Below are 16,527 nucleotides of genomic sequence, written 5' to 3' on the forward strand. Positions count from 1 at the left end.
TCGCTGGCGCTTTCGAAGACGCCCAGTTTCCTTTCGGAACTGGGCGTTTTTTATGGGCGAGACAAAACGCTGCGACAACGTGCCGCAGCCGCGCAAGCCGCGCGCGACAAGGCTTTCGCCGGCCTGTTCGGGGGTAATTACCTTGTCAGAAAAGGGGCTTTTCTTTACCATTTGGCGAATTTTTTGCGCGGCCCGATTTTTACTTAGTAGAGGCCTGAACAACAGGCCACAAAGCTGATGGGAGACGACTGAATGAGCAATGACGGCGTGAATGCAGGCCGACGTCGCTTCCTGGTGGCAGCCACTTCCGTGGTGGGTGCTGCCGGAGCGGTAGGTGCTGCGACTCCGTTCGTGGGGTCATGGTTCCCCAGTGCCAAGGCCAAGGCGGCCGGGGCACCGGTGAAGGTGAACGTCAGCAAGATCGAGGCGGGTCAGCAGATGGTTGCTGAGTGGCGCGGTCAGCCGGTGTTCATCGTGCGCCGTACCGAGGAGATCCTGGCCAACCTGACCAAGATCGAAGGCGGCATGGCCGACCCCGAATCCGCTGCCTCGGTGCAGCCGGAGTACGTCGACAAGAAGACCCGTTCGATCAAGCCCGAGCTGCTGGTGCTGGTCGGCCTGTGCACCCACCTGGGCTGCGCACCGTCCTTCCGCCCGGAAGTGGCCCCGGCCGACCTCGGTCCGGATTGGGTCGGTGGCTATTTCTGCCCCTGCCACGGTTCGCGCTACGACCTCGCCGGCCGCGTCTACAAGGCTCAGCCCGCGCCGTTGAACCTGCCAGTGCCGCCGCACACCTACGAGACGGATGATGTGATCATCATCGGTGTGGACCAGGAGAACGCCTGATGAGCAAATTCATGGAATGGGTGGATGCGCGCTTCCCCGCCACCAAGATGTGGGAAGACCATCTGTCCAAGTACTACGCACCGAAGAACTTCAACTTCTTCTACTTCTTCGGCTCCCTGGCGCTGCTGGTGCTGGTCAACCAGATCGTCACCGGCATCTGGCTGACCATGAGCTTCGAGCCTTCGGCCGAGGGCGCCTTCGCCTCCGTCGAATACATCATGCGCGACGTCGAGTACGGCTGGATTCTGCGCTACCTGCACTCCACCGGCGCTTCGGCGTTCTTCGTGGTGGTCTACCTGCACATGTTCCGCGGTCTGCTCTACGGCTCCTACCAGAAGCCGCGCGAGCTGGTGTGGATCTTCGGCATGCTGATCTACCTGATGCTGATGGCCGAGGCCTTCATGGGCTACCTGCTGCCCTGGGGCCAGATGTCCTACTGGGGCGCCCAGGTGATCATCTCGCTGTTCGGCGCCATCCCGGTGATCGGCGACGACCTGACTCAGTGGATTCGCGGTGACTACCTGATTTCCGGGATCACCCTGAACCGCTTCTTCGCCCTGCACGTGATCGCCCTGCCGATCGTGATTCTCGGCCTGGTGGTGCTGCACATCCTGGCGCTGCACGAAGTTGGCTCGAACAACCCGGACGGCGTCGACATCAAGAAGAACAAGGACGAGAACGGTGTGCCGCTGGACGGCATCGCCTTCCACCCTTACTACACCGTGAAAGATATCGTCGGCGTGGTGGTGTTCCTCTTCGTGTTCTGCTTCGTGGTGTTCTTCTTCCCGGAAATGGGCGGTTACTTCCTCGAGAAGCCGAACTTCGAAGCGGCCAACCCGTTCAAGACCCCCGAGCATATCGCCCCGGTGTGGTACTTCACCCCCTACTACGCGATCCTCCGCGCGGTGCCGGACAAGCTGCTCGGCGTAATCGCCATGGGCGCGGCCATCGCGGTGCTGTTCGTCCTGCCGTGGCTCGACCGTAGCCCGGTCAAGTCCATGCGCTACAAGGGCTGGCTGAGCAAGATCTGGCTGGTGATCTTCTGCATTTCCTTCGTCATCCTCGGCGTACTGGGCGTGCTGTCGCCGACTCCGGGTCGTACCCTGCTGTCGCAGGTGTGCACCTTCCTGTACTTCGCGTACTTCATCCTGATGCCGTTCTACACCAGGATGGAGAAGACCAAACCGGTTCCGGAAAGGGTGACTGGCTGATGAAAAAGCTCTTCGCTGCATTTGTGATCGCTGCGCTGCCGGCCCTGGCCCTGGGCGCAGCCAGCAACTATCCGCTGGACAAAGTGGATATCGACCTGCGCGACAAGGCCGCCATGCAGGACGGCGCGCGCACCTTCGCCAACTACTGCATGGGCTGCCACTCGGCCCAGTACCAGCGTTACGAGCGCGTGGCCGACGACCTCGGCATTCCGCACGAGATCATGCTGGAGAACCTGGTGTTCACCGATGCCAAGATCGGCGACCACATGAAGATCGGCATGAAGCCGGACGACGCCAAGGCCTGGTTCGGTGCGGCGCCGCCCGACCTGACCCTGGTCGCCCGGGTACGCGGCAACGACTGGCTGTACACCTACCTGCGCACCTTCTACGCCGACCCGGCACGTCCGCTGGGCGCCAACAACAAGGTGTTCCCCAACGTCGGCATGCCCAACGTGCTGGTCGGTCTGCAGGGCAACCAGGTGATCGGCTGCAAGCAGGTGCAGGTGGTGGAGAACGGCAAGAAGCAGTTCGACCCGCTGACCGGCACCCCGATCACTCACGAAGCCTGCGACCAGCTGACCGTCGAGCCGAACAGCGGCAGCCTGAGCGAGGCCGAGTTCGACGAGAAGATCAAGAACCTGGTGACCTTCCTGGCCTACTCGGCCAATCCGGTCAAGCTGGAGTCCCAGCGCATCGGCACCTACGTGCTGCTGTACCTGGCCTTCTTCTTCGTCTTCGCCTACCTGCTCAAGCGCGAATACTGGAAGGACGTGCACTAAGCCGCTTTACCCCTGCTGTCGACCTGCGCGCCCTATATGGGCGCGCAGGTTTTTGTGACCTGCCATCCCTGGCGGCCACCCCTGCGGGGCCGTCGCAAGCGACGTCAAAAATTGCTCCCGGCAATTTTTCCTGCTTCTGATAAATCCAAAACGCGAGGAGGATCGCCATGGCGGTGACCAATAGGTTGACCTGCTACTCCGACCCCGCCGACCACTATTCCCATCGCGTGCGTCTGGTGCTCGCCGAGAAAGGTGTCAGCGTCGAGATCGTCGATGTCGAGCTGGGCCGCTGTCCGCCCAAGCTGGCCGAACTCAATCCCTACGGCAGCGTGCCGACCCTGGTCGACCGCGACCTGGCGCTGTACGAATCGTCCGTGGTGATGGAATATCTGGATGAGCGTTACCCGCATCCGCCGCTGTTGCCGGTGTATCCGGTGGCGCGCGCCAACAGCCGCCTGCTGATGCACCGTATCCAGCGCGACTGGTGCGCCCTGGTCGACCGCATTCTCGACAAGCGCAGCAAGGAGGCCGAGCGCCAGCTGGCGCGCAAGGAGTTGCGCGAGAGCCTGACCGGCGTGTCGCCGCTGTTCGCCGACAAGCCGTTCTTTCTCAGTGACGAGTTGAGCCTGGTGGATTGCTGCCTGCTGCCGATTCTCTGGCGTTTGCCGCGGCTGGGGATCGAGTTGCCGCGACCGGCCAAGCCGCTGCTCGACTACATGGAGCGGCAGTTCGCCCGCGAGGCCTTCCAGGCCAGTCTGTCCGCCGCCGAGCGCGAAATGCGCTGAGAAGGAGAAAACCATGAATTCCAGCCGTCCCTACCTGGTGCGCGCCCTGTACGAGTGGATAGTCGACAACGACTGCACCCCGCACCTGCTGGTCAATGCCGAATACCCCGGGGTGCAGGTGCCGCCGGGCTTCGCCAGCGACGGGCAGATCGTGCTCAACGCATCGCCCGGCGCGGTGCGAAACCTGCATATGGACAATCAGGCGGTGAGCTTCGAGGGGCGCTTCGGCGGCGTGGCTCACAGCCTGTACATCCCGGCCGCGGCGATCCTGGCGATCTATGCGCGGGAGAACGGCCAGGGCATGGTCTTCGACATGGAACCACCGCAGGCGGACGACGAAGACGAGCAAGGTCCGGACGACGACGGCCCGTCCGGCGGCGAGCCGCCGCGGCCCAGCGGTCGGCCGAGCCTCAAGGTGGTCAAGTAGGGCTGCTGCAGGCCAGGGCAAGAAAGAGTTGCATGACAATAAAAACGGGCGCCAATGGCGCCCGTTTTTACTTGCAGCTTGCGGGGGCGGCGGCCATCCGCCTTATGGTTTGCCGCTGCCTCAGTTGGTGTACTCGAACAGGCGCACCACCTTCTGCACCCCGGCCACGCCCTGCACCACGCGGGTGGCGGCGTTGGCTTCCTCGCGGGTCACCAGGCCGAGCAAGTAGACGATGCCGTTTTCGGTGACCACCTTGATCCGCGTGCTCGGCACCGTGGCGTCGGCGAGCATCTGGGTCTTGATCTTGGTGGTCAGCAGCGAGTCGTTGCTGCGCGCCAGCAGCGAGGCCGGTTGCTGCACCTGCAGCTCGTTATAGACCTTCTTCACCCCCTGCACGCGGCGCGCGGCCTGGGCAGCGGCGTCCTTCAGCTCGCTGCGCGGGGTCTGCCCGGCGAGCAGAATCACGCCGTTGTAGCTGGTGACGATGATCCGCGAGGTCGGGCTGGCCAGGTCGGCGTGGGCCTTGCTGACCTGGGTGGCGACATCCGGGCCGAGGAACTGGTCGTCGATCTTGTTGCCGATGCTGCGGCTGCCGCAGCCGGCCAGGCTCAGGGTAACGGCCAGGGCGGCCAGGATCAGGGCGGAACGCTTCATTCTTCACTCCCGAATAGTTGACTGTCGATCAGGTCGCAGAGGCAGTGGATGGCCAGCAGGTGGACCTCCTGGATGCGTGCGGTGACTTTGGCCGGCACGCGGATCTCCACGTCCTCGGGCAGCAGCAGCGAGGCCATGCCGCCGCCGTCGCGGCCGGTGAGGGCGACCACGGTCATCTCGCGGTCGTGGGCGGCCTGGATGGCCTGGATCACGTTGGCCGAGTTGCCGCTGGTGGAGATGGCCAGCAGCACGTCGCCGGGCTGGCCGAGGGCGCGGATCTGCTTGGAGAACACCTCGTTGTAGCTGTAGTCGTTGGCGATCGAGGTGATGGTCGAGCTGTCGGTGGTCAGGGCGATGGCCGGCAGGCTGGGGCGCTCGCGCTCGAAGCGGTTGAGCAGCTCGGAGGAGAAGTGCTGGGCATCGCCGGCCGAGCCGCCGTTGCCGCAGGAGAGAATCTTGCCCTCGTTGAGCAGGGCCTGAACCATCACCAGGCTGGCGTGCTCGATGTAGGGAACCAGGACTTCCATGGCCTGTTGCTTGGTGTCGATGCTGGCTTGGAACAGCTGGCGGATTCGGGATTGCATGTCCATCGGTTAAACCTTGAGTGTGCGGCCGTCAGGCGTCGAAGGCGTTCTTGATCCAGTCGAGGCCGGGGCCGCCGATGGCGACCACGTCGAAGCGGCAGGGGTGGCGGGCCCAGCGAGACTGCTGCTGGAGGAAGAGCTCGGCGGCCATGATCAACTTGCCGCGCTTGCGCGCATCGATACTCTCCAGGGCGCCGCCCCAGGCGCTGTGACGGCGGGCGCGGACTTCGACGAATACTACTGTATCGCCGTCGAGCATGACCAGATCGAGCTCGCCGCGGCGACAGCTCCAGTTCCGTTCGATCAAGCGCAGGCCGTTACGTTCCAGATGCTCTCGGGCTGCCTGTTCGGCGGCCCGGCCGAGCTCGTTGTGGGCACTCAATTGAGCGCGTCGGGAAGGCGCTGGACCTGGCCGCCGCGGAACTCGGCCCAGGGCAACTGGCGTTCGATGCGCTGCGCCGGGTTGAGGCTGAGGCTGCCGGACAGGCCGTCGATGCGCGACTCCGGCAGGGCCTTGAGCTGGCCCAGGCGCGGCGCCAGGCGGTAGGCGTCGACGCCCATGGCGTACAGCCGGCCGAGGCTGCCGGCGGCCTGCGGCCACTGACCGCTGACCTGCTGGCGCAGCGGATCCTGCGCGTCCAGCAGCCAGGGCGTCTCGCAGAAGCGGATGCCTTCCAGGTCCTGGTACTGCGCCTGGCTGTGGGCGCCGGTGAACAGGTGCGAGGTGGCGTACACCGGTACGTCGCCGGCGTACTGGAAGGCCAGGGTCGGCTTGATCTGCTGCGCCTGTTGCGGGGTGGCGGCGAGGAAGATGAAGTCGATGTCCTGGCGCCGCGCCGGCTGGGCGTCGAGGTTGGTGCCCAGGGTGTTCTGCAGGCGACGGGCGCGGGCCTCGCTTTCGCGCAGCTGGAACAGGTCGGCGATCTGCCGGGCCAGTTCCACCGGCTGGTCGACGTGTTCGGCGGCGATCAGGCTGCCGCCCTGGGCCTGCCAGCTCTGGCGGAAGGCTTCCAGCACGCGGTCGCCCCAGTCGCCGCGCGGCACCAGGGCCACGGCGCGGCGCATGCCGTCGTCCCAGGCGCGACGGGCCACTTCGCGGGCCTCGTCCTCGGCGGCCAGGCCGAACTGGAACAGCTGGGCCGGGCCTTCCTGGCCGGCGTCGCTGTAGTTCAGCGCCAGGGTGGTGATCGGCAGCTGCTCGCGCTCGCTGAGCTGCTTGACCAGCGGCTTCTCCAGCGGGCCGACCACCAGTTGCACGCCGTCGGCCTGGGCCTGCTGGTAGAAGGCATCCAGCGAGCCGATGCGGGCGCTGTCGTAGAGTTGGATCTGCGGCGGGTTCTGGCCGGCCTGCTGGGCCTCGTAGTGGGCGGCGAGGAAGCCGTCGCGCAGGGCGCGGGCGACGCTGGCCAGTTGGCCTTCCTGGGGCAGCAGCAGGGCGATGCGGGTCAGCGGCTGGCTGGCCAGCTCGCGCAGCTTGCCCAGCGCCTCGGGCAGCTGTTCGGCGGCCGGATGTTGCGGGTTCTGCGCGACCCATTGATCGATGGCGGCTTGCTGCTGCTCCAGGGTGGCGCCGGCCTTGGTCACGCGCGCTAGTTCCAGCCAGCCGGCCAGGTCGCTGTCGGCGCCGGCCGAGGTCTGCGGCGGCAGGGTGGAAACCAGGGCCCAGATGCTTTCATGGTTGTCGTGGGCGGCCTGGCCGCTGAGCAGCGGGGCGATGAACACCCGCTCGCGGGCGGCGGCCAGGACCTGGCCGTCGGCTTCCAGGGCGCGGGCGCGGACCAGTTGGGTACGGATCTGCTGCTCCACCGGCAGCTCGGCCAGGCGCTCCAGGCTGGGATGTTGCAGGGCCTGCAGGGCGCTCTTGGGCTGCTGGCGGGCCAGCGCCAGTTCGGCGTCCAGGGTGCTGGCGAAGATCTGCTGGGCTGGCGCCAGGGCGGCCAGGTCGATCTGTTCGCGGATGCGCGCGGCGCGGGCGATGTCCTTCTGCTGATAGGCCTGGTCGGCGGCGGACAGGCGCAGCAGGGCGGCCTGCTCCGGCTTGCTTTCGGCGGCCTGCTGGAGCATCTGCTCGATGCTGGCCTGTGGGGTGCGCGGCAGCTGACCCAGGGTGTTGGAGGGCGAGCTGGCGCAGGCGGCGAGCAGGCCGGCCAGGCAAAGGACGGAAAGGGGGCGCAGGCTAGCGATCATCGGGGCATCCTGGTGCTTGAGCGAATCAGGCGGCGATTGTACCCAAGCCCTGCAGTCGGTGCGATGTTGCCGGGGTGGAAGCGGCTAGAATGAGCGCTCTTTCAATTAACGAGGTGTTTCCAGTGAGTCATTCCGCCGTCGCCAGTGCTCAGCCCGGCACTCTCTACGTGGTCGCCACGCCGATCGGCAACCTGGACGACATCAGTGCCCGCGCCCTGCGAGTTCTGCGCGACGTGGCCTTGATCGCCGCCGAAGACACCCGTCACTCGGTGCGCCTGCTGCAGCATTTCGGCATCGAAACGCCGCTGGCGGCCTGCCATGAGCACAACGAGCGCGACCAGGGCGGGCGCTTTCTCGCCAAACTGGAGGCCGGCGAGGATGTGGCGCTGATCTCCGATGCGGGCACGCCGCTGATCTCCGATCCCGGCTACCACCTGGTACGCCAGGCGCGCGCCGCCGGCTTCGCCGTGGTGCCGGTGCCGGGGGCCTGTGCGCTGATCGCCGCGCTGTCGGCCGCCGGCCTGCCGTCGGATCGCTTCATCTTCGAGGGTTTTCTGCCGGCCAAGGCCGTGGGGCGGCGTGCGCGCCTGGAGCAGGTGCGCGAGGAGCCGCGCACGCTGATCTTCTACGAGGCGCCGCACCGGATTCTCGAGTGCCTGGAGGATATGCGTGCGGTGTTCGGCGACGAGCGTCCGGCGCTGTTGGCCCGCGAGCTGACCAAGACCTTCGAGACCCTCAAGGGCCTGCCGCTGGCCGAACTGTGCGCCTGGGTGGCCGGCGACAGCAATCAGCAGCGCGGCGAGTGCGTGGTGCTGGTAGCCGGCTGGCAGGCGCCGGAAGGCGAGGAGGCGGTCAGCACCGAGGCGCTGCGGGTGCTCGACCTGCTGCTGGCGGAAATGCCGCTCAAGCGCGCGGCGGCGTTGGCCGCCGAGATCACCGGGGTGCGTAAGAACCTGCTCTACCAGGTGGCGCTGACGCGCCAGGGATGAGCTCGCTCCTGCAGGGGGCAGGCCGCTTTTTCTTGCAGCTTGTGGCTTGCCGCTTGCGGCTTTGTTACCCTTGCCGGCGGAGAGTCGATCGGACAGTCGCTGCCTTCGCAAGAAGGGGGAGGAAAGTCCGGGCTCCATAGGGCGGAGTGCCAGGTAACCCCTGGGAGGCGCGAGCCTACGGAAAGTGCCACAGAAAATAACCGCCTAAGCGCTTCGGCGCCGGTAAGGGTGAAAAGGTGCGGTAAGAGCGCACCGCGCGGCTGGCAACAGTCCGTGGCTAGGTAAACCCCACTCGGAGCAAGACCAAATAGGGTTCCATTGGCGTGGCCCGCGCTGGAACCGGGTAGGTTGCTAAAGGCGTGCAGTGATGTACGTCGTAGAGGAATGACTGTCCTCGACAGAACCCGGCTTACAGATCGACTCTCCACCTCTTTTTCCCCTCGATTTGCGCTTTTACTTCCCGCCTTTCTAATACCGAAAAAATCTTACTCTTAACAAATTACTTTAAGTTCGAATTTCAGCTCTCTGGAATAGCTGGTTTTTGTCTCTCGACTACCCCTTCCGGCATCGCTTTTTTCCTCGCTTTCCTTCGCTAAATCTCCGTCCTGTAAGGATTTTTCCCTTCTGGCGCGCCTTGACGGTGGGGCGTACGCATTCCTATAGTGTGCGCAAGTGGTGAGAAGTGGCATGAAGTGGGTTTTTTTGGGCATGGAAAGCTAATTACAGGGGAAGCGCAGCCGTGTTTCGCGGAGCTAACGCCATCAGTCTCGACGCCAAAGGGCGCCTCGCGATGCCGAGTCGGTATCGCGACGAGCTCGTTTCGCGTTGTGCCGGCCAGCTCATCGTCACCATCGATGCCGTCGACCCCTGCCTCTGTGTCTACCCGCTGGCCGAATGGGAGCTGATCGAGAACAAGCTGCGCGAACTGGCCTCCTTCCGTGAAGAGAACCGCCGCCTGCAGCGCCTGCTGATCGGCAACGCCGTCGACCTCGAGCTGGATGCCAGCGGCCGTTTCCTGGTGCCGCCGCGCCTGCGCGAGTACGCCAAGCTGGACAAGCGGGCGATGCTCGTCGGCCAGCTCAACAAGTTTCAACTTTGGGACGAAGATACCTGGAATGCCGTAGCCGAAGCCGATCTGGCTGCCATCAAGCAGCCCGGCGCCCTTTCCGACGACTTGCGTGACCTGATCCTGTGACCATGACCGATAGCACCTTGCGCCATATCACCGTGCTGCTCGACGAGGCCGTCGAGGGGCTCGCCGTGCGCGCCGGCGGCTGCTACTTGGACGGCACCTTCGGTCGCGGCGGACACAGTCGGCTGATCTTGCAGAAGCTCGGCCCGGACGGGCGGCTCCTGGGGTTCGACAAGGACCCCCTGGCGATAGCCACCGGGGAAGCATTGGCGGCCGAAGACGGCCGCTTTGTCGTTGTGCAGCGCAGTTTTGCGGAACTCGGCGAGGAAGTCGCTGTCCGCGGCCTGGTCGGCAAGGTCGCCGGCATCCTGCTGGACCTCGGCGTGTCGTCGCCGCAGCTGGACGATCCCGAGCGCGGCTTCAGCTTCCTCAACGACGGCCCGCTGGATATGCGCATGAACCCCGCAGTGGGCGTCAGCGCGGCGGACTGGATCGCCACGGCCGCCGAAGACGAGATCGCCCGCGTGCTCAAGGACTACGGCGAAGAGCGTTTCGCCAAGCGCATGGCGCGTGCCGTGGTGCAGCGCCGCGAGCAGCAGCCCTTTACCCGCACCGCCGACCTGGCGCAGGTGCTGACCGTGGCCAACCCGGCCTGGGAGAAGGGCAAGAACCCGGCGACCCGCGCTTTCCAGGGCATTCGTATCTATATCAACAACGAGTTGGGCGACCTCGAGCGCGGCCTCGACGCGGCGCTGGAAGCGCTGGAAGTCGGCGGTCGCCTGGTGGTGATCAGCTTCCACTCGCTGGAAGACCGCATCGTCAAGCAGTTCATGAAGCGCCAGGCCAAGGGCGAGGCGGACAAGCTGCCGCGCGACCTGCCGATCATCCCCAAGGCCTTCGAGCCGCGCCTGAAGCTGATCGGCAAGCCGGTCTTCGCCGGCGAAGCCGAGCTCAAGGCCAACCCGCGCTCGCGCAGCGCGGTGATGCGCATCGCGGAGAAACTGCGGTGAACCTGCGTCTCGGCAAGACCATGCCCAGCGGCAGCCTGCTGATGCTGGTGCTGTTCATCGCGGTGCTGCTGTCTGCCCTGGCGGTGTCCTACAGCGCGCACTGGAACCGCCAGCTGCTCAACGAGTTGTACGGTGAGCTCAGCGTGCGCGACAAGGCGCAGGCCGAGTGGGGCCGACTGATTCTCGAACAAAGCACCTGGACCGCGCACAACCGCATCGAGGCGCTGGCCAGCGAGCGGCTGCAGATGCGCATTCCCGACCCCGCCGAAGTGCGCATGGTGCAGCCATGATCGGACTCGAAGGCGCGCTCTACCCATGGCGCTTCCGCCTGGTGCTGGCCCTGCTGGCGCTGATGGTCGGCGCCATCGCCTGGCGCATGCTTGATCTGCAGGTGCTCGACCACGATTTCCTCAAGGCCCATGGCGATGCGCGCAGCGTGCGGCACATCCCGATTCCGGCGCACCGCGGCCTGATCACCGATCGCAACGGCGAGCCACTGGCGGTGAGCACCCCGGTCACCACCCTGTGGGCCAATGGCAAGGAACTGCAGGCCGGGCGCGAGCGCTGGCCGGCGCTGGCCGCCGCCCTGGGCCAGGAGCCCAAGGCCTTCGCCGAACGCTTGCAGCAGAACAAGGAGCGCGAGTTCATGTACCTGGTGCGCGGCCTGACCCCGGAGAAGGGCCAGAGCGTGCTCGACCTCAAGGTGCCGGGCGTCTACGCCATCGAGGAATTCCGCCGCTTCTACCCGGCCGGCGAGGTGGCGGCCCATGTGGTCGGCTTCACCGATATCGACGACCGCGGCCGCGAAGGCATGGAGCTGGCCTATGAAGAATGGCTGGCCGGCGTGCCGGGCAAGCGCCAGGTGCTCAAGGACCGCCGCGGCAAGCTGATCAAGGACGTCCAGGTCGCGCGGAACGCCAAGGCCGGCAAGGCCTTGGCGTTGTCCATCGACCTGCGTCTGCAGTACCTGGCCCATCGCGAGCTGCGCAACGCGCTGCTGGAACACGACGCCAAGGCCGGCAGCCTGGTGATGGTCGACGTCAAGACCGGCGAAGTGCTGGCCATGGTCAACCACCCCACCTACAACCCCAACAACCGGCGCAACCTGACCCCGGCGGCGATGCGCAACCGCGCCATGATCGACGTGTTCGAGCCCGGCTCGACCATCAAGCCGCTGTCGATGGCCGCCGCCCTGGAGACCGGACGCTGGAAGCCCAGCGATATCGTCCAGGTGGGCAACGGCACGCTGCAGATCGGCCGTTACAACATCCGCGACGTGTCCCGCACCCAGGGCCCGGCGCTGGATTTGCCTGGCATCCTGATCAATTCCAGTAACGTCGGCATGAGCAAGATCGCCTTCGACGTCGGCGGCGAGCAGCTCTACGAAGTATTCAGCAAGCTGGGCTTCGGTCGCGACACCGGTCTGGGCTTTCCCGGCGAGCGGGTCGGCAATCTGCCCAACCACCGCCAGTGGCGCCAGGCCGAGACCGCCACGCTGTCCTACGGCTACGGCCTGTCGGTGACCGCGGTGCAGCTGGCCCACGCCTACGCCGCGCTGGGCAACGGCGGCGGCATGGTGCCGCTGTCGATGATCCGCGTGGACAGCACGCCGGGCTCGATGCAGGTGGTGCCGCCAGAGGTGGCCAAGACCCTGCAGGGCATGTTGCAACAGGTCATCGAGTCCCCGCGCGGGGCCGTTCGCGCCCAGGTGCCGGGCTACCACGTGGCCGGCAAGAGCGGTACGGCGCGCAAGACCAGCGTCGGTACCAAGGGCTACCAGGCCAACTCCTACCGTTCGCTGTTCGCCGGCTTCGCCCCGGCGCAGAACCCGCGCATCGCCATGGTGGTGGTGGTCGACGAGCCCGGCAAGGGCGCCTATTACGGCGGCCTGATCTCCGCGCCGGTATTCAGCCGGGTGATGGCCGGTTCGCTGCGCCTGATGAATATCGCGCCGGACAACCTGCCGCCGCCGGAGCAGAAGGTAGCCGCCATGACCCAGGGAGGGCGCAACTGATGCCCATGCCACTCAATCAATTGCTGCCGGCCGCCGAGAGCGCCGTGCTGATTCGCGAACTGACCCTGGATAGCCGCAAGGTGCGCCCGGGCGACCTGTTCCTCGCCGTGCCCGGCACCCAGCAGGATGGCCGCGTGCATATCGCCGACGCCGTCGCCCGCGGCGCCGCCGCGGTGGCCTACGAGGCCGAAGGGGCTGCCCCCATGCACGCCGAAACTGCGGTGCTGGTGCCGGTCAAGGGGCTGGCCGGCCAGCTGTCGGCCATCGCCGGGCGCTTCTATGGTGAGCCGAGCCGCGGCCTGCACCTGGTCGGCATCACCGGCACCAACGGCAAGACCAGCGTCAGCCAGCTGCTGGCCCAGGCGCTGGACCTGCTCGGCCAGCGTTGCGGCATCGTCGGTACCCTGGGCAACGGTTTCCACGGCGCGCTGGAACAGGGCAAGCACACCACGCCCGACCCGGTCGGGGTGCAGGCCACCCTGGCCGGCCTCAAGCAGGCCGGTGCCCGTGCGGTGGCCATGGAAGTGTCCTCCCACGGCCTGGATCAGGGCCGAGTGGCGGCGCTGGAGTTCGACGTCGCGGTGTTCACCAACTTGTCGCGCGACCACCTCGATTACCACGGCGACATGCAGGCCTACGGTGCGGCCAAGGCCAAGCTGTTCGCCTGGCCGAACCTGCGTTGTCGGGTGATCAATCTGGATGACGCCTTCGGTCAGGAGTTGGCGCAGCAGGTGCATGATTCGCGCCTGATCGGCTACAGCCTGAGCGACGCCAACGCCTTCGTTTATTGCAGCGAAGCGCAGTTCGATGATCATGGCGTACGTGCGCGCCTGGTCACCCCGCGTGGCGAAGGCATGCTGCGCAGCAACCTGCTCGGCCGCTTCAACCTGAGCAACCTGCTGGCGGTGGTCGGCGCGCTGCTGGGCATGGACTACGGCCTCGACGAGATTCTCCAGGTGCTGCCGCAGCTGCAGGGGCCGGCCGGGCGCATGCAGCGCCTCGGCGGCGGCGACCGGCCGTTGGTGGTGGTGGATTACGCGCACACCCCGGACGCCCTGGAGAAGGTGCTCGAGGCCATGCGCCCGCACGTGCGCGGGCGGCTGATCTGCCTGTTCGGCTGCGGCGGCGACCGCGACCGCGGCAAGCGCCCGCTGATGGCCGCGGCGGCCGAGCGTCTGGCCGATGCGGTGTGGGTCACCGACGACAATCCGCGCAGCGAAGACCCCGCGCAGATCATCAAGGATATCCGCGCCGGCCTCAAAGCACCGGATGCCGTGCAGTTCGTCCCGGGGCGCGGCGAGGCCATCGCCCGCCTGGTGGCGCAGGCCGAGGCCGCCGATGTGCTGGTGCTGGCCGGCAAGGGTCACGAGGATTACCAGGAGATCATGGGCGTGCGTCACCCCTTCTCCGATCTGATCGAGGCGAACAAGGCCCTGGCGGTCTGGGAGGCGGCTCATGCTTAAACCCTGGCTGCTCGGCGAAGTCGCCGGCCCTCTCAACGCCCGCCTGATCGGTACCGACGTCGCCTTCTCCGCCGTCGGCACCGACAGCCGTACCATCGCCCCTGGCCAGCTGTTCGTGGCGCTGACCGGTCCGCGCTTCGACGGCCATGACTACCTGGCCGAAGTCGCCGCCAAGGGCGCGGTCGCCGCGCTGGTCGAGCGTGAGGTGGCCAATGCACCGCTGCCGCAGCTGCTGGTGGCCGATAGCCGCCTGGCCCTCGGCCAGCTCGGCGCGCTGAATCGCCAGGCCTTCAGCGGCCCGCTGGCGGCCGTGACCGGTTCCAGCGGCAAGACCAGCGTCAAGGAGATGCTCGCCGCCATTCTGCGCGCCGGCCTGAACGGTGCAGTGCTGGCCACCCGCGGCAACCTCAACAACGACCTCGGCGCGCCGCTGACCCTGCTCGAACTGGCGCCGGAGCACCGCGCCGGGGTGATCGAGCTGGGCGCTAACCATGTCGGCGAGATCGCCTACACCGTTAGCCTGACCCGGCCGCAGGTGGCGATCATCACCAATGCCGGCAATGCTCACGTCGGCGAGTTCGGCGGCCCGGAAAAGATTGTCCAGGCCAAGGGCGAGATTCTCGAAGGCCTGCCGCAGGACGGCGTGGCCGTGCTCAATCTGGACGACAAGGCTTTCGCCATCTGGCAGCAACGGGCCGCCGGGCGCCGGGTGCTGAGCTTCTCGCTGGTCGATCAGGCCGCCGACTTCCATGCCAGCGAGCTGAGCCGCGACGAGCGCGGCTGCCAGGGCTTCACCCTGCAGGGTGCGGCTGGCAGCGCGCGCATCCAGCTCAACCTGCTCGGCGTGCACAACGTCGCCAACGCCCTGGCCGCCTGCGCCGCCGCCCATGCCCTGGGCCTGCCGTTGGTCGCCATGATTCAGGGCCTGGAAAGCCTGCAGCCGGTCAAAGGCCGCGCCGTAGCGCAGTTGACGGCCAATGGCGTGCGGGTGATCGACGACAGCTACAACGCCAACCCGGTGTCGATGTGCGCGGCGGTGGATATACTCGCCGCCTTCTCCGGCCGCACCGTCCTGGTGCTCGGGGATATGGGCGAGTTGGGCCAGTGGGCCGAGCAGGGCCACCGCGATGTCGGCCGTCATGCCGCCGGCAAGGTCGATGCGCTCTATGCCGTGGGGCCGCTGATGCGCTTTGCGGTCGAGGAATTCGGCTCACAAGGCCGCCATTTCGCCGATCAAGCCAGCCTGATCGCAGCGCTTCGCGCCGAGCAGGCCGGCAGCACACTACTAATCAAGGGTTCACGCAGCGCTGCCATGGACAAGGTCGTGGCGGCGCTCTGTGGCGTATCTGGGGAGAATCACTAAATGCTGCTGCTGCTGGCGGAGTACCTGCAACAGTTCCACAAGGGCTTCGCGGTCTTTCAATACCTGACCCTGCGCGGCATCCTCGGCGTGCTCACCGCCCTGGCCCTGTCGCTGTGGCTCGGGCCCTGGATGATCCGCACCCTGCAGATCCGCCAGATCGGCCAGGCCGTGCGCCACGACGGCCCGCAGTCGCACCTGTCGAAGAAGGGCACGCCGACCATGGGCGGCGCGCTGATTCTCAGTGCCATCGCCGTGAGCACTCTGCTCTGGGCCGACCTGTCCAACCGCTACGTCTGGGTGGTACTGGCGGTGACCCTGCTGTTCGGTGCCATCGGCTGGGTCGACGACTACCGCAAGGTGATCGAGAAGAACTCGCGCGGCCTGCCGAGCCGCTGGAAGTATTTCTGGCAGTCGGTATTCGGCCTGGCGGCGGCGATCTTCCTTTATATGACCGCACAGAGCCCGGTGGAGACCACCCTGATCCTGCCGCTGCTGAAGGACGTCGCCATTCCCCTGGGCGTCGGCTTCATCGTCCTGACCTATTTCGTCATCGTCGGCACCAGCAACGCGGTGAACCTCACCGACGGCCTCGACGGCCTGGCCATTCTGCCCACGGTGATGGTGGCTGGCGCGCTGGCGATCTTCTGCTACCTGTCGGGCAACATCAAATTCGCCGAGTACCTGCTGATTCCCTACGTGCCGGGCGCCGGTGAACTGATCGTGTTCTGCGCCGCGCTGGTCGGCGCCGGCCTGGGCTTTCTCTGGTTCAACACCTACCCGGCGCAGGTCTTTATGGGCGACGTCGGTGCGCTGGCCCTCGGCGCCGCGCTGGGCACCATCGCCGTGATCGTGCGCCAGGAAGTGGTGCTGTTCATCATGGGCGGGGTGTTCGTCATGGAAACCCTGTCGGTGATCATCCAGGTCGCCAGCTTCAAGCTGACCGGCAAGCGCGTGTTCCGCATGGCGCCGATTCACCACCATTTCGAACTCAAGGGCTGGCCTGAGCCGCGCGTGATCGTCCGTTTCTGGATCATCACCGTGATTCTCGTGCTGATCGGCCTGGCCACCCTGAAACTGAGGTAA

Annotated in this window: 17 protein-coding genes and 1 other RNA gene; 14 read left to right on the forward strand and 4 right to left on the reverse strand. The window is 66.3% G+C overall.

Annotation, left to right across the window (positions count from 1 at the left end; translation table 11 throughout):
- The first annotated feature begins 252 nt into the window (after positions 1-252).
- The 5 genes from petA (at position 253) to EA796_RS07820 (ending at position 4,048) form a co-directional block, all read left to right on the forward strand.
- The gene (gene petA / locus EA796_RS07800; protein ID WP_031302693.1) at positions 253-846 is read left to right on the forward strand and encodes a ubiquinol-cytochrome c reductase iron-sulfur subunit; all 594 of its coding nucleotides are present in this window, start codon (positions 253-255) and stop codon (positions 844-846) included.
- Positions 846-2,057, forward strand: a complete 1,212-nt coding sequence (locus EA796_RS07805; RefSeq protein WP_021442292.1) for a cytochrome bc complex cytochrome b subunit — start codon at positions 846-848, stop codon at positions 2,055-2,057. The genes petA and EA796_RS07805 overlap by 1 nt, the downstream gene beginning before the upstream one ends.
- A complete protein-coding gene (locus EA796_RS07810; RefSeq protein WP_021442291.1) occupies positions 2,057-2,836 on the forward strand; it encodes a cytochrome c1 in 780 nt (259 codons plus the stop codon). The genes EA796_RS07805 and EA796_RS07810 overlap by 1 nt, the downstream gene beginning before the upstream one ends.
- Before the next feature lie 167 nt (positions 2,837-3,003).
- A complete protein-coding gene (locus tag EA796_RS07815) occupies positions 3,004-3,621 on the forward strand; it encodes a glutathione S-transferase N-terminal domain-containing protein (RefSeq protein ID WP_021442290.1) in 618 nt (205 codons plus the stop codon).
- Between the two features lie 13 nt (positions 3,622-3,634).
- On the forward strand, positions 3,635-4,048 hold the full coding sequence (locus EA796_RS07820) for a ClpXP protease specificity-enhancing factor (RefSeq protein WP_122108213.1): 414 nt from the start codon (positions 3,635-3,637) through the stop codon (positions 4,046-4,048).
- Positions 4,049-4,168: 120 nt separating this feature from the next.
- Here EA796_RS07820 and EA796_RS07825 read toward each other — a convergent pair whose 3' ends face one another.
- The 4 genes from EA796_RS07825 to EA796_RS07840 are packed head-to-tail and all read right to left on the reverse strand — an operon-like array spanning position 4,169 to position 7,473.
- Entirely contained in the window at positions 4,169-4,702 is a 534-nt protein-coding gene (locus EA796_RS07825; RefSeq protein WP_021442288.1) for a BON domain-containing protein, read from the reverse strand.
- Positions 4,699-5,292, reverse strand: a complete 594-nt coding sequence (locus tag EA796_RS07830; RefSeq protein ID WP_021442287.1) for a phosphoheptose isomerase — start codon at positions 5,290-5,292, stop codon at positions 4,699-4,701. The genes EA796_RS07825 and EA796_RS07830 overlap by 4 nt, the downstream gene beginning before the upstream one ends.
- A gap of 25 nt (positions 5,293-5,317) precedes the next feature.
- Complete coding sequence (locus EA796_RS07835) at positions 5,318-5,668, reverse strand: YraN family protein (RefSeq protein WP_021442286.1); 351 nt, start codon at positions 5,666-5,668, stop codon at positions 5,318-5,320.
- Positions 5,665-7,473 (reverse strand): penicillin-binding protein activator, encoded by a 1,809-nt coding sequence (locus EA796_RS07840; protein ID WP_122108214.1) that lies wholly within the window; start codon positions 7,471-7,473, stop codon positions 5,665-5,667. Before EA796_RS07840 ends, EA796_RS07835 begins: the two co-directional genes overlap by 4 nt.
- A gap of 89 nt (positions 7,474-7,562) precedes the next feature.
- Between EA796_RS07840 and rsmI the strand changes: the two genes are divergently transcribed.
- The 9 genes from rsmI to mraY all read left to right on the forward strand — a co-directional run bounded on the left by rsmI (position 7,563) and on the right by mraY (position 16,527).
- Positions 7,563-8,462: a 16S rRNA (cytidine(1402)-2'-O)-methyltransferase gene (gene rsmI, locus EA796_RS07845; RefSeq protein WP_122108215.1), complete on the forward strand. Its 900-nt coding sequence runs from the start codon at positions 7,563-7,565 to the stop codon at positions 8,460-8,462.
- Positions 8,463-8,542: 80 nt separating this feature from the next.
- Positions 8,543-8,890, forward strand: an RNA gene (gene rnpB, locus EA796_RS07850) — RNase P RNA component class A.
- Between the two features lie 311 nt (positions 8,891-9,201).
- Positions 9,202-9,657 carry a division/cell wall cluster transcriptional repressor MraZ gene (gene mraZ, locus EA796_RS07855; protein WP_031303041.1) on the forward strand — a complete coding sequence of 152 codons (456 nt, stop codon included), beginning with the start codon at positions 9,202-9,204 and terminating at the stop codon, positions 9,655-9,657.
- A gap of 2 nt (positions 9,658-9,659) precedes the next feature.
- Complete coding sequence (gene rsmH / locus EA796_RS07860; protein ID WP_021443735.1) at positions 9,660-10,604, forward strand: 16S rRNA (cytosine(1402)-N(4))-methyltransferase RsmH; 945 nt, start codon at positions 9,660-9,662, stop codon at positions 10,602-10,604.
- A 20-nt stretch (positions 10,605-10,624) separates the two neighbouring features.
- Positions 10,625-10,894 carry a cell division protein FtsL gene (gene ftsL, locus EA796_RS07865; RefSeq protein WP_031303043.1) on the forward strand — a complete coding sequence of 90 codons (270 nt, stop codon included), beginning with the start codon at positions 10,625-10,627 and terminating at the stop codon, positions 10,892-10,894.
- Positions 10,891-12,618 (forward strand): penicillin-binding protein 2, encoded by a 1,728-nt coding sequence (locus tag EA796_RS07870; RefSeq protein ID WP_122108216.1) that lies wholly within the window; start codon positions 10,891-10,893, stop codon positions 12,616-12,618. The genes ftsL and EA796_RS07870 overlap by 4 nt, the downstream gene beginning before the upstream one ends.
- Positions 12,618-14,081 (forward strand): UDP-N-acetylmuramoyl-L-alanyl-D-glutamate--2,6-diaminopimelate ligase, encoded by a 1,464-nt coding sequence (locus EA796_RS07875; protein ID WP_122108217.1) that lies wholly within the window; start codon positions 12,618-12,620, stop codon positions 14,079-14,081. Before EA796_RS07870 ends, EA796_RS07875 begins: the two co-directional genes overlap by 1 nt.
- The gene (gene murF / locus EA796_RS07880) at positions 14,074-15,444 is read left to right on the forward strand and encodes a UDP-N-acetylmuramoyl-tripeptide--D-alanyl-D-alanine ligase (protein WP_122108218.1); all 1,371 of its coding nucleotides are present in this window, start codon (positions 14,074-14,076) and stop codon (positions 15,442-15,444) included. Before EA796_RS07875 ends, murF begins: the two co-directional genes overlap by 8 nt.
- Complete coding sequence (mraY, locus tag EA796_RS07885) at positions 15,445-16,527, forward strand: phospho-N-acetylmuramoyl-pentapeptide-transferase (RefSeq protein WP_021443818.1); 1,083 nt, start codon at positions 15,445-15,447, stop codon at positions 16,525-16,527.

It is taken from the genome of Pseudomonas sp. AOB-7, from assembly GCF_003696305.1.
Taxonomy (GTDB): Bacteria; Pseudomonadota; Gammaproteobacteria; order Pseudomonadales; family Pseudomonadaceae; genus Aquipseudomonas.